Consider the following 13,204-nt stretch of genomic DNA (forward strand, 5'->3'; position numbering starts at 1 on the left):
GAAATATTCAAGTCACGACCGCAAGGCCCTAGCAGCCCACTTAGGCCCTTCATGGATGACACCAGCGTTTCGCCGACTAAGGCGTCCCATGAACCGCCGACGTCTCGAAAATCGCTCCGTTTGAGGACGCGCCGAGTTGGCTGAGTCAGTCGCTCGCGAGACTTGGGAAATATATCGCGCTCCACAGTACCTCAGAGACAACCGGCCTGTGGGGGGGGGTAAGCTGCTCGTATCGCTTCGGGCGCTGGTTTTTTTAATCGCCCAAGCGCGGACTTTTTGGCTCGCCATTCACAGTGGGTGCGGGAGACAGGCCGAAATGAAACGCCGAACATTTGTGCGAGGGTTGGGGGCGGGCATTGCGCTGGGGCCGGCGGCATTTTCTGCGTCGGCTGCCAAGGCTCTTGAACCGGAAGCCGTTAACCCGCATCTAACTCGCATCCATCCGCCGTTCATGATCACGGCCAAAGAGGCGCAGGCCTGGCACGTGGCGGTCTGGCGTTGCTGGCGATTCGTCGGCGACGGTGATCGCCTGGCCACAGCGCGGTAGAATCGTGGCATGAGCGACTCCGAAATCGACGATTTAGACGGCTGGGTTCACGATCTAGATTATCTCCGCTGCATTCAACAGCGGATGACCTTGCAGGATCCGGAACCGGGCGACGTATGCCGTTATCGCGAAGGGGACGTCATACTTGAGGTGCGGCTTCTGGCCAAACGCAAGACGCTGAAAGTCAACGGCCCCTGGACGGATTACGACATCGAGATCATCCGCCCTGTCGTGTTCTGCAAGAGATATCCGCTCGATGATCGGTTCACGGTCGGTGGCCTGGATGCCGGCAGCTATGGGACCTGGTATCTCGACAAATTGCTTCCAGAGGCGCCGCAGACCTAGAAGTTGCACCCCAGATGATGCCCGTGCGACAGGCCGCGGGTTTGCGATGCGCGCGGCACGAATTGTCAAAGAGCTTCCGGATACTGTCCACAGTCGGTGTCGGCTTTCCGTTCTTGCGGTAATAGCCTTCCGCGAACCGCCTGAACGCGCGGCACAACTCGGCGATCGTCATCCCTTGAAAATCCAAATGCAGAACGATGAGACGTCCGCCGGCCAGCCATTCGCCGATCAGTCGATCGTACTGCTTGCGGTCCATGACGGTGCAGTGTCCAAAATCGAGCGCATCGAGAGACTGCGATATATGCCAGTCGTGCCAAACACCAAATAAGCTAGCAGGCCAAGATTTTCGACTGTTGAAGGACATCCGGCTGCCGAGCGCGCACGTCCCTCCCATCGCTTCCACGCCGACATGGCCGCCTTCACCAGCGCCATACACCCTACCGGTTGCCACTACCACTCCTACGCCGGCAGCCCGTTGAACCGCAGGATCTAGTCCGGGTGGGAACGGCGGGAGTAGAACTGCGCCAGTAACGACTGCATGAAAGGATGCTGAAACACGGCGCCTACGTTCTTTAGGCTCGTACGTTAGGCCCCACCCGCCCCTGAGATCGATCGTTTAAATCTGCGTAAATTGCACGCAAGAGGATTTGGGGCAGAAAAAGGCCAACCTCGAACCATGCAACTCTGCACGGCGCTTTCGGCGACAAGTGACTGCGGCTGCCGAGGCTCCGCCTGCGGCAATCCACAAGCGCTGCCCGACACGGCTAGTGCTTTGATGAAACGGGTGTTTCACAATTTGATCTCGGGTGAAGCCAAGAAGCACCGTCTCGAACCGAGGAAAGCAACTGCAATCTTTACTTTTCAAAAGTGCCCAGTTGTCGACCAAGGCCGTTCACCCACCTTACAGGTGAGGCTCGACTAGAAGTAGTCTGTGAACCGATGTCATTGGACGCCCTCTAACGCCACCCAATGCCTTAACGGTGCCGCGAGATTAGAAGGCAGACGGCACGAATCCAATCCATGCGATACAAGGATTTTACGGGGTCATCACTATCCATTTTCGGATAGTTTGGAAATCCAAACATCGTAAAGCTGGACAATCATTACGTAGAACTTGAAACAGCGGAAATCCCCGTAACTAACGGTCGGCCCCCGTACTCGCCCGATCCGAATCGGATCGAGCTGGGTTCCAGCAAGTTCAAGAAGCTGACTCGCGACGCCGCGCACCACGGACAAGCTTGGCAACTATGCGGCCCAGATCCAGATCGTGACGTGCAGGGCATCGCCCCGGTGACTATCAGATGGACCTCCGCCGTCTGCGCGACGGTTCGATCGATGCTGCCTATGCGGGCAGCACACTTCGCCCGAGCAGGTCGCTACCGAGGACGGTTTTTCAGTCCTATCCTAGGTCGGAGACCACTTTCAGATTCCCACCGTAGGAGTTGCTGTGGACCCACTCGAATCCTGCTCGATGACCCGGCGCTTCAGGCGCTGGTGCGGGCTAACCAGCGGGCTCTTCCCACAATCGCCGAACAACCGCAGTTGGCCATCGGTTACATTGCCTTATTTCTCAACCGTTTGACGCGCGACGAAGGTCAGCAATACTTCGAGCGCTACATCGGCCCATATTTTGCTTAGGACGGGCGGATAGAGTTCAACGTCGCTCAACAGCCGATCGATGCGGTGGCCGCGGAACTTGGCGTGCCTGCGGGGTCCGCTGATCAGTTCTATCTAGCCACCGCGGCGACGAGCTAAGACTTGCCTATTGTTGCGAAAGCGCGGTCGAACGGTTGCGGCAAGCAGCGCCTCTAATCCGGAGCGTCCGGATGTCGCTGTTTTCAGCGTTTCCGTCGACGCGAGTCGCGAGCGAACAATTCCCGGACGAGAGCACGTATTACCCCGACTAGTGAGAAGCACTCATCGTCCGCGAATCGGTCGCAGTCCCTAGCCCGCGCTGGTGGGAGGACTGGCCGAGTTCGACGATCCGAGAAGTGGCTGCGTCGATAGCGGCGGGACATTCGACAGCCGCGCCGCCGCCGCGCCGGGGCTATTTGCGCCGCCGAACGACGACGGACTGCAGCACCCAGCAGCCAATACTGAAGCGATTCCCACCACAACAAGAGGCAGTTTGATAGCGTCCATCGAGTCCTCCTTGAGCGCCCCTGTAAACTCGGCGACCACGGAGTCGGGCATCGGCCAGCGCCTGCAAGCGGGGTGGGAGAATAGGATGTTGGACGACATAGGTCAAGGGGGCTCTAGGTCGGCGAAATACCGATCGTAGCGTCCCGGCGCCCTTTGCCAATTCACCGAGACGCGGACCTCGCGAACCTGCGGCTGCATTTGCGGCTAGTAAACAGTGCCAAAGCAATGGCATCAGTCCGATTAAGGGTCGTTTTCTCGGAGTCCGAGAAAACGCATGGCAAACGAGACTGTGGGGCGACCGAATGAGAGTCTTTCTAGCGGTCTCGGTCCTCTTCCGCACGCTTGGCGCAAAAAGGAGGCCCGCGGCGTTGGCCGGTTTTCCCAGCGAACCCCGCGGGCCAGTTGTGCCGTGGCCACTATACGGAATGGCAATTTACGCTAATCGCGATCCTGCGAATCGCGGTTGCCGTCCTGATCGTTGTCACGATTTTGACCGCGTTCGTTTCGTTGCCCGTTCCCTTGTTGATCGTCACGATCCTCGCGCGCTGCCGTGCGCCGATCGTTAAAGATCTCGGAACTATCACCCAGGGTCACGTCGACGTCTCGCTTCTTTCCGTCACGGCGAATTTGCACGTCGACCTTGTCGTTCGGGTTTTTACGACTCAATTGCTGCATGACGTCGCGCACCGAATCGACCGGATGATCGTCGATCGTCAAAATCTCGTCACCGCGCTGCAGCCCTGCCTTTTCCGCCGGGCCGTCGTCCATCACGCGGGCCACGGTCAGATATCCGTCGTCGCTCTCTTCAAGTGTCACGCCGAGTGCCGGATGAGGGTGACTGATCGACCACCTCTGATAACCGGTGCGGCCGCGCGAGGCGAACTGCCGATTATCGAATCGATCGCGATTCTGTTCGCCCTGCATCTCGTTTTGCTGGTTCTGCGACCGGCCGCCTTCTTGCCGAGATGTCAGATTCATGGCCACGGTGCGCTCGCGACCGTTGCGGCGAATCGTCAGGTTCACCCGGTCCCCCGGCTGATGATCGCGCAGCTCATGCTGCAGATCGCTACGGCTGTTGATGGTCTGATCGTCGAGGGCTTCCAGTTGGTCGCCCGGTCGCAAGCCGGCGCGCTCAGCCGTGCTATTGCGCCACACGTCGCGCACGACAAGACGGTTTTGATCGTTTTGCACATCCACACCCAGCGCGGCTTGCTGGCCGTGCGCCCCGTCGCCGCCTTGTTGCCGGTTTGCGTAACTCGCATCCTGCCGACCGTTGTTGCCGCGCTCGTTCTGTTGTCCTCGCGATTCGTTCCGACGATCTGACTGGAACTGAGAGGAACGGTCGTTGGATCGGCCTTGTGCATGCCGATTCTCGTTCCCATAAACACGCTCGCGCGAGGCAAGCGTGACCTGGAACGACTTCTCTTGGCCGTCACGCGACACGGTAATATTGGCCGTCTGTTCCGGTTTGGCACGGTTCAAGTAGTCGATCACTTGGCGATAGTTATGCACACGTTGATCGTCGATCTTGGCAATCTGATCTCCCTGCTCGAGGCCGGCCGCTTGTGCGGGGCTTTCGGGCAGCACTTCGCGGATGCGCACACCATGCCCGTCGCCCTCACTAAGTGTCACGCCCAATACGGCATGCTCGGCGCCGCGATAGTGCGTCTCTCGATTGTTTTGGTCCTCTTGATCTCGCTGCTGGTTACTGCCACGTTGATTCTCGGTGGCTCGATCTTGCGGTTGATCTGACTGCTGCTGGTTCGCTTGGGAATCCTGGTTGTGCTGATCGGCTCGGACTGCTGGCGTCCCCGCCATCACGCTGAACACCAGCGAAGCCGGAACAACTGCGGACAATACGATTCTGCGAAACATGCGACACTCCTTCACTCTTCGTTCAAAGAAAAGACAAGGGACAATGAGGGCTGCGCAAAACGGCTAGCAGCCCCCCGCATTACAACGCGTAATGCTCGCGGCACGAGACCGCCACGTTACTCAAGGCGTAAAGAGCCGCCTGTCCTCTTGACACCAAGAAGATTAGAAAGCGCTTACGGCAAAGCCACCCGGCCAGCCTGATTTCAGGCGGTCGATTGCTTCGCCTGTTTGGTGAACTTTGCAGGATCCTGATCGAACTTCTTCTTGCACTCGGCCGAACAGAAGTGATAAGTCTTCCCCTCGTACTGCTCCTTTGCCACGGCGTTCTGAGGGCTGACGTCCATTCCGCATACGGGGTCTTGCGACATATCAGTGCTCCTTAATAATTCGCCCTCTTCGCGGCGGTTACCAAGTCATGCCGCCGGCTGAAGTTCGGCGAACATTGCAAGTGGTATGCCTTTCACGATTTGCTTGACCTCGTCATCGCCCGTATTGCAGGGTGACGCTTTAAGGCGATTTATCCGACGCGAGTCAACGAGCGCAAAGTTAACCCATACTGTGCAAGCGATTGCGAACATTTGGTCAAAGCATTGCCATAAGTTCTGTTTCTGCGCCGCGAGCTCTGGATCATGCAACGTCGGCTATCGCACTCGGAATGCGAGCATCGAAGGCTGGCGCCCACAATGACCAGATTGGTCATTGTCAGCCCTGGCTCGCTACAAATCGTCGTTGCTAATCGACCATTTGGTGCGGGAGATTTGTCACATCGAGCAGATTCTTGCCGGGCCATGCCGATGAATTAAATTATGCAGCGAAGGGTCGGCACTCCGCGACTCCCGCAAACGTTTCATTGGCGCAGAAGTTGCGAGCAACTTTGCGATCCCTCAGAACGATCGCACGATCGTTACGGACTAGACAGCCTCCCAGAAGGGAGTGCCATGACCGCAACCACGAAGTCTGGCACTAGCTATTTTTCCTTAAGAAGGCCAGTAGTGCGTTCCAGGTCGCGATTCGAGCGGCACCGCCGCGCCACGCGATGACAAGGCTGTTGAAGGTTCCATCCGAAACGACCTCTGCCGGCATCGTTGAAGCGGTGCTAGTGTTGGATTGCATCGGCGCGCGCCTCGCGGAAATGGAAAAGCGGCTGCTGCCCAAAAGCGTGCTGAACAAGGCGGTCTCTTACGACAGCAACCAGTGGCAAGCGCTCCGCCGTTACGTCGAGGACGGGCGGCTTTCGATCAACAACAACATCAGCGAACGAACACTGCGCCACCAGGCGATCGGGAGAAAAAACTGGTTGTTCCTGGGCAGCGCGCAAGCGGGGCTGCGGGCGGCCGTCTTATTCACGTTCTCGCCGGTGCCAAGCGACATCGGATCGAGCCCTGGACCTATCTGCGTGAGTTGCTGCTCCGCTTGCACGACGACGATTCGTGTCTCGACGAGATGTTGCCCGACAAGTGGGCCGCCAATCACCCCGAATCCGTGCTCACCTATCGGCTCGAAGAAACCCGCCGCAAGGCAGCCGCAAAAAGCACACGCCGCCGTCATCCACGCGGCAACCGCCGAGCTCGCTGACTCGTCACAATATCGGACTTCGATAAGAGGATCCGGTTCTGAAACTGTTGGTTTTTGGCCAACATCGCTACGTGGTGAACTGAACCGCCGACTCCAGCCCGCAATGCCCAGTAATGGAGTGTATTTGGTGATACGCTTGCCGCATGTTGCAATCGGTGAATCAAGCATTTAGGGGGGGAAGCCCCCGGTTCTTTCTTGGTGCATCAACGGCGGCTGATATATTGTGGGTGCTGCAACCTACATGTGGAGAACGGCCGGATGCTCTCGATCCTTAGTGAACGCCAAGCTGCGACTTGCCACGGGCTATCGCGGCGGCACTTCCTGAAGCTCGGCGGCCTAACGTTGGGCGGGCTTTCATTGCCACAACTCTTACAAGCGGAGGAAGCATCGCCGAAGACGCGGGGGAAAAGCCTGTCACACAAGGCGGTCATTATGATCTACCTGTCCGGAGGGCCGTCGCACCAGGACATGTACGACTTGAAGATGGACGCCCCGCAAGAGATTCGCGGGTTGTTTCGCCCGATCAGCACGAACGTGCCCGGAATCGAAATCTGCGAGCACATGCCGCGCCTGGCCAAGATGATGGACAAGTTCGCCATCATCCGTTCGCTCTATGGCGGTCCGGACCAGCATGCGTCGGACGTCTGCCTAAGCGGCTATCCGATCGGCCCGAAAGGGAGGCAAGACAACCATCCGTCCCTCGGCGCCGCCATCTCGAAGATCCAGGGAGCGGTCGATCCGGCCGTCCCACCATTCGTCGGGCTAACTACCAAGACTCGGCACGCCCCATACTCGAATCCAGGATTGCCCGGCTTCTTGGGCCAGACCTATGCTCCGTTTCAACCGGATGGCGAAGGAATGGCCAACCTGCGCCTGAACGGCATCACACTAGATCGATTGCACGATCGTGAGTCGCTGCTTGCCAGCTTCGACAGTTACCGTCGCCGCGTCGACGCTAGCTCAAAGTCCCAAGGAGTCGACACCTTCACGCAAAAGGCCCTGGATGTGCTGACATCGAGCAAGCTGGTCGAAGCGATGGACCTCGACCGAGAACCAGCGGCGCTGCGAGATCGCTACGGGCGAGGCAGTTCATCTCCCGCGTTTGGCGAAGACGCGGGGCCACATTGGATGGATCAGTTTCTGATGGCGCGGCGCCTGGTCGAGGCGGGGGTGCGTTGCGTCACGCTGTCGTTCGGCAGTTGGGATCGGCACGGTGGGAATTTCGAACGCCTACCGGAACAACTCGCCAAGCTCGACCAGGGAGTGACCGCATTGGTCGAAGACTTGCATAATCGCGGTCTCGATCAAGATGTGAGCGTCGTCGCCTGGGGCGAGTTCGGTCGCACGCCACGCATCAATGCAGGTGGCGGGCGCGACCATTGGCCGGCGGCGTCGTGCGCGCTGCTCGCCGGAGGTGGCATGCGGATGGGGCAAGTCATCGGCTCAACGAATCGCCTGGGCGAAGTCCCGCAAGATCGCCCGATCCACTATCAGGACGTTTTGGCGACACTCTACCGCCAGCTTGGCGTCGACGTGAACACGGCAACGATCACCGACCCTAGTGGTCGCCCGCAGTATATGCTCGATCGTCGCGATCCGGTTCGAGAGCTTGTCTAGCTTCGCCTCATCCGACAGCGGTCGCCGCGCGGGTCAAAGAAGACCTGAGTTATGCGCATGTCATGGCCCGTAAGCACGATAACCTCTTCCCGCGAGGCGACATCCCACAACTTGATCGTGATTCCTGCTTAAAACCACATCTACGGCTTCTATGGTCAGGCAAATGTTGAACGCCTCCCGGGAATCGACTCGTCTAGGGACGAGTGCCACGCCCCCCGACGCGGGTTCATTCGCCGCTTGGGTCGCCGCCGCTGAGGATCACTTCCTTGCCGGATACTTCGATGCGAGTAAGGCGACGCCCTAACACGCCCCCTCCCGTCGTGTCTCACACGCCATGCCGCAAAACTCATTCCGGGTGCCGGCCCGACTTCTGGTTTGCGCTTAAATGGCTGTCGCGGCCCTCACGGTACTCGTACCGGCAGTGACTGCAATTGCCGACGAGCAGATCGCCGACCGGCCAGCATTGTTTGAGCTCGATGTGCTGCCAATTCTAAGTAAGGCAGGCTGCAATTCCGGTGCGTGTCATGGCAAGGCGCGAGGCCAAAACGGGTTTGCTTTTTCTCTGTTGGGGTTCGACGCTGACTCGGATTACGACGCCATAGTTAAGAGCGGCCGCGGCCGGCGGGTGTTTCCAAGCGCAGCCAACAACAGCCTTGTGCTGCGGAAGGCTTCTGGCGCAGAACCACACGGCGGTGGCCTGAGACTTGATCGTGACAGTGCCGTACGAGACCATTCGCGCTTGGATCTCGGCCGGAATGCAGCGGGCGCAGGATCGCGACCCGAAATTGCTGAAGATCTCGCTCTCGCCCGCGGCGCACGTACTACCGGCGGGCGCGCGAGCAGCTCGTCGTGACGGCACACTTTTCCGACGGTTCGACGCGCGATGTTACCGGGCTCACCAATTTTGCCTCGAACGAGTCCGCGATCGTCGCCGTTGACCCTATGATGGCGGGACTGGTGGGCCACGTCTGGAGTTTTGACGAGCTTTTCGAGACTGCACTGAAGGTCGAGTGAGATGGAAAAACTGGCGTGTGAAAACTGCCGCGCATTTTGCACCGACCGATCGTTCTCCACCCTGGACGCATTGATTGAATGGATGGCGAAGGTCGAGGGGGCATTGGACGAAGTAAGCCTTGACCGGCCGATGGACCGGGCTCGGATCACAGCACTTGTGAAATGCAGTCGCTGCGGCCAGCACTTCGAGTTTGTGAGCGGACTTCCCGGGGGCAAAGCTATATGGGGCATTTCAGAATCCCCCCCGGCGACACAGTCGTAGGACACCACAGTCTCCCGACGCCGGTGGTGGCGTCCGGGCTCGCGTCGCTAATCTATCGGGACTCGAATGCACAGTGGCAAGCGAGCGTGAGGCCCTAGGAAAAATCGGTCCGGCCTTCAAACAGCGTGTTGGCGAACTGATGCACAACGGAATTCAAATCCCGTGGATCGAACCGCCCACGCCAGCCGAACCCGGCGAACAGCAACGGTACATTCCGGTCCACCTGTAATTGCTCGATCGTTTTCCGGTTGCCGACTCGAACCGACGTCGATGCGTGCTGCTGGCGACAGAACCGCCGACACGAGTTTCGAGATGCGTTAGCGCCGCCGCGGCCCCACGGGTTCTACTGCCGGTGCGGATCGAAGAAATCTATAGTCGGGTCGAGGACACCTGCACCCCGGCTGTGATGCGTCCAAGGTGGAGCGCCGAGGAACTCTTGCGGATCAGCGGCTTTGGCGTTCGAGCGCTCGGCGAGCTTGATGCGTTATTCCGTCGGCTCGGCTTGAGGAAGGCGAGCCGCTCAGGTGGGGCAGAACCTGAACGGCTCTAACTGGCCGCAAAGCCAGCTTTAATAATCATCGGATTTCCGCCGTCCAGGAGAAGAGACCTTACATGGAAGTAACTCGAGCGTGGCAACTCAAAGCAGCGCGGCAGGAGTCGGGCGCAAAAAAAGCCCAACCGGCGGAAACTCGCAGCTGTGGGGCGTGCTGGTCGCTGTTCATTGGCCGTCAATATTGGATCTAATTCAGAAATTGCTAATCGTGGCGATCTCGTTTGAAAAACAAAATAATCGGGAGCATTAGCCCAACCGCGATTGAATGCGATACAGAAGGCCACCGTCGCTCAATAAATAATGGAGACGGCCCTTGCGGCCATAGCACGGATACCTGTGGGAAGCGAAAAGCGACAGCAGCGATCGCAACTGTAACCAGCATGAGCAAGAGGCTGAATCTCATGCCAGCCCGGCCCCGCGTGGCTGCCCTAAACTCGCCGCCATCGCAATTAGTCCAGCAACATATGGCCACTGCTAAAGATTAATCGGCGGCCGTCGCGGCTCCAGGCGGCGTCTGAATTGAACTGATTCGACTGGCCGCCGATCACTTGTACTGGATCTTCGCCCATCACGTCGATGACCGCGATCTTTTGGGATCCGTCCGGCTCGCGCGCCCAAAGCGCGATTTCTCGGCCGCAGCAGAGGCGCAATCTGCGGTATTTCGCGGGATTCACCCTGGAACAAGCCGCATCTGCGCTGAGAATATCGCCTGCAACGGCTGATCGGCAGTGGGCTTACGCTCGCGCATGGCTGCACCCGCGAGTTGTTGGCGCCGCCAAGCGATTAGCATGCGTCGACGACCGACCGACGATTTTTTTGAGACTCGGTTGATGCCTTTTGGTTGGCCGCGGCGCATTGTCTATAGACCTCGGACTACTCTTCCAGGCACTGTCCAAATGCACAACGAAGAAACCATATTCCAGGAAGCAATCAAGCGGTTGCCCGCCGCGCGCGCCGCTTACTCGGACGAAGCGTGCGCAGGCTCACCCCCTCCCGCCAGTGGCTGAAATCGGGAGGGGATCAATGCGAGTGTTTATGCAGCTTAACTCCGCAAGACTACGCGCGGCGGCTCGCACGATTCACTGCTTAAGTGGGCGACTCGCTCGTGAAGCGTAATATGCATGACGGCCGATCCGGCCGAACGATGCGGATGGGTGCCTACTGCTTGCGCGACGCCGAATCATTAAAAAAGAGAACCACGGCAAGGAGACTTGACCGCGGCGGTTAGCGGAAGAGAAACCAGCAGACAGCTAAGACTTCTTGAGGGCTGCGGGGCTTTACTTGGCCTTATGCGACCGCGCTAGGCGTGGATTTCCTTCGCGAGACGTGCATTCAAGGCAATCAATAATCTGCCGTACGCCCGCGACACGCTTGCAACAGGCGATGGCCAGTTGGCGCTCGTAGAAACTACTGACGCACCCGCTGAGTCGAATCGTAGCGGCGTCGGCTTCAATTTCAATCTTCGCTAGACTTGGAAAGTGCTGTGCGGCGAGAAATGTCCTGACTCGTGAAGCCAGTGCATGGTCGCCGCCGGTTGTCAGAAGCCTCGGGTCCATCGCAATCAATCCTTGTATTAGCTTGACGTTTCTCGGGTGCAGCACACTCGACATCCACTATGTGTTGTGTCGCGAGGATCAATAAATCGTAAATTTGTTCGTTCGTCGCAGGCTTCAAAAAAAAGCGGTCGAATCCTTCAGCCATGCACCGGTCGCGGATCGTCGATTCGCCGCGACCGCTGATGGCCACTAGCAAAAACGGAGGAAGGTCTAGGCTCCTCAACGCCTTTGCAACCTCAAACCCGCTATGTTTGGGCATCGCCAAGTCTAGTAGTACGAGTTGTGGCTTACGCTGTTGAGCAATGTCCACGGCTAGCAATGGGTCTTGGCACGTCTCGACCGAGCAGCCAAGGTGTTTCAAGAGTAGTCCAAGGGCAAACGCACCGTCGGCGTTGTCGTCAATGATTAAGACGCGGACCATTTGGCCCACCTCATGCGGGATTGGCAGATTTGCAAGGGACAACTGCAATAGATCAATCGCACTCGTCTCGTTCTGTCCGCCACCGAGCGAACCGAAGATGAAGATTCCGCCATGTTGGTCGTGAAGATGAAGATTCTGCTATGTTGATGAGGTCACATCCCGCTCTTATCACCCCTGTCATCAGGCGGCTCGCAAGAGCTTTCTCCTGCCACCGGTGGTCCTTTTTAGGAACCGGTGGATTTATGTCCGAGCACTCCCAGGAACCGCTGCGCAATCGTCTACTCGCCAGATTGAAGAAAAGCGATTACGAGCGTCTAGCCCCGCACTTGCATTTAGTGCCGTTGGCGTTCGAACAATTGATCTACGAAGAAAATGGACCCATCGAATACGCCTACTTTCCCACGACCGGCGTGATCTCCGCTGTTACCACTGACAATGGCACGGCCATCGAAGTCGCCACGATTGGGAATGAGGGGATGGCGGGATTGCCGGCACTCATCGAAGCGGGAAGCTCACCGAATCGACTGTTCGTGCAAGTCGCTGGCCACGCCTTTCGGATGTCTGCCGAGAGACTTTGTCAAGAATGCGAAGCCAACAGAGATATGCGAAGGGCGTTTCACCTGTATCAAAATGCATTTCTGGTTCAGGTTTCGCAATCCGTGGCCTGCAATGGGCTGCACACGGTGCAACAGCGATGCTGTCGATGGTTGTTGATTACACAAGACCGCGTGCCGGACGGCGTTCTACCCCTCACCCATGAGTTGCTGTCGATCATGCTTGGGGTACGTCGGCAGAGTGTGACAGAGGTTCTACAGGCCATCCAAGCGAAGGGTTGCATCTCCTACAATCGCGGGAAGGTTCAAGTGACGGATCGCAAGGGAGTGGAAGCCCTCTCGTGCGATTGCTATCGGAAGGTCAAACTACAGTACGACCGATTGCTTGGCTAAGCAGCGTCACGGCAGAAGCCACCAGACGACGCCTAAAACGATTGCGGCAACGATGGCTCCCGCAATCTGTGAGCCGCCTCTCTAGTGGGTTGCCGGCTTTTAATGCTGCCTGCTACAGTGGTCGGGAGGTCAACCCGTCGGCCAGCATCGTGTTTAGAGCTACCTCATCAATCTCATCTACGCCTCAGTGATAGCTCCCGGCTATACGGGAGATATTGCAAGAAGTTGTGGATGGGAAGTTGTCAGGCGGCGGCTTCTTGGGGTTTGATTCCATCGATGAATTGAACACCGGCGATCACTTCGGGCAGTAGCTGCGAGCCGTTCAGCAGCCGCCATCTCTTCGCGGCCGA

12 protein-coding genes are annotated in these 13,204 nt (G+C 58.2%); 6 read left to right on the plus strand and 6 right to left on the minus strand.

The window, feature by feature from the left end; all coding sequences use genetic code 11:
• The first annotated feature begins 316 nt into the window (after nt 1-316).
• Both VGN12_18990 and VGN12_18995 read left to right on the plus strand, forming a co-directional pair.
• The gene (locus tag VGN12_18990) at nt 317-547 is read left to right on the plus strand and encodes a hypothetical protein (GenBank protein ID HEY4311540.1); all 231 of its coding nucleotides are present in this window, start codon (nt 317-319) and stop codon (nt 545-547) included.
• A 9-nt stretch (nt 548-556) separates the two neighbouring features.
• Nucleotides 557-892: a hypothetical protein gene (locus VGN12_18995; protein HEY4311541.1), complete on the plus strand. Its 336-nt coding sequence runs from the start codon at nt 557-559 to the stop codon at nt 890-892.
• Nucleotides 893-2,836: 1,944 nt separating this feature from the next.
• Here the strand turns inward: VGN12_18995 and VGN12_19000 are convergent.
• From VGN12_19000 to VGN12_19015, 4 genes are all read right to left on the minus strand, one after another.
• Nucleotides 2,837-3,085, minus strand: a complete 249-nt coding sequence (locus VGN12_19000) for a hypothetical protein (protein HEY4311542.1) — start codon at nt 3,083-3,085, stop codon at nt 2,837-2,839.
• A gap of 387 nt (nt 3,086-3,472) precedes the next feature.
• Nucleotides 3,473-4,909, minus strand: a complete 1,437-nt coding sequence (locus VGN12_19005) for a PDZ domain-containing protein (GenBank protein HEY4311543.1) — start codon at nt 4,907-4,909, stop codon at nt 3,473-3,475.
• A 203-nt stretch (nt 4,910-5,112) separates the two neighbouring features.
• Nucleotides 5,113-5,277 carry a YHS domain-containing protein gene (locus VGN12_19010; GenBank protein HEY4311544.1) on the minus strand — a complete coding sequence of 55 codons (165 nt, stop codon included), beginning with the start codon at nt 5,275-5,277 and terminating at the stop codon, nt 5,113-5,115.
• An 844-nt stretch (nt 5,278-6,121) separates the two neighbouring features.
• Entirely contained in the window at nt 6,122-6,652 is a 531-nt protein-coding gene (locus tag VGN12_19015; protein ID HEY4311545.1) for a hypothetical protein, read from the minus strand.
• A gap of 90 nt (nt 6,653-6,742) precedes the next feature.
• Here VGN12_19015 and VGN12_19020 point away from each other — a divergent pair, with 90 nt between their 5' ends.
• Both VGN12_19020 and VGN12_19025 read left to right on the plus strand, forming a co-directional pair.
• Complete coding sequence (locus tag VGN12_19020; GenBank protein HEY4311546.1) at nt 6,743-8,101, plus strand: DUF1501 domain-containing protein; 1,359 nt, start codon at nt 6,743-6,745, stop codon at nt 8,099-8,101.
• 849 nt (nt 8,102-8,950) lie between these two features.
• Nucleotides 8,951-9,115 carry a hypothetical protein gene (locus VGN12_19025; protein HEY4311547.1) on the plus strand — a complete coding sequence of 55 codons (165 nt, stop codon included), beginning with the start codon at nt 8,951-8,953 and terminating at the stop codon, nt 9,113-9,115.
• A 1,264-nt stretch (nt 9,116-10,379) separates the two neighbouring features.
• Here VGN12_19025 and VGN12_19030 read toward each other — a convergent pair.
• Nucleotides 10,380-10,604 carry a hypothetical protein gene (locus tag VGN12_19030; GenBank protein HEY4311548.1) on the minus strand — a complete coding sequence of 75 codons (225 nt, stop codon included), beginning with the start codon at nt 10,602-10,604 and terminating at the stop codon, nt 10,380-10,382.
• Here VGN12_19030 and VGN12_19035 point away from each other — a divergent pair.
• Nucleotides 10,507-10,761 carry an ECF-type sigma factor gene (locus VGN12_19035; GenBank protein HEY4311549.1) on the plus strand — a complete coding sequence of 85 codons (255 nt, stop codon included), beginning with the start codon at nt 10,507-10,509 and terminating at the stop codon, nt 10,759-10,761. The genes VGN12_19030 and VGN12_19035 overlap by 98 nt on opposite strands.
• Nucleotides 10,762-11,385: 624 nt before the next feature.
• Here VGN12_19035 and VGN12_19040 read toward each other — a convergent pair.
• Nucleotides 11,386-11,907 carry a response regulator gene (locus VGN12_19040; GenBank protein ID HEY4311550.1) on the minus strand — a complete coding sequence of 174 codons (522 nt, stop codon included), beginning with the start codon at nt 11,905-11,907 and terminating at the stop codon, nt 11,386-11,388.
• Between the two features lie 242 nt (nt 11,908-12,149).
• Between VGN12_19040 and VGN12_19045 the strand changes: the two genes are divergently transcribed.
• On the plus strand, nt 12,150-12,854 hold the full coding sequence (locus VGN12_19045; protein HEY4311551.1) for a Crp/Fnr family transcriptional regulator: 705 nt from the start codon (nt 12,150-12,152) through the stop codon (nt 12,852-12,854).
• Nucleotides 12,855-13,204: the final 350 nt, after the last annotated feature.

The sequence above is a fragment of the Pirellulales bacterium genome, assembly GCA_036499395.1.
Lineage (GTDB): Bacteria > Planctomycetota > Planctomycetia > Pirellulales > JACPPG01 > JACPPG01.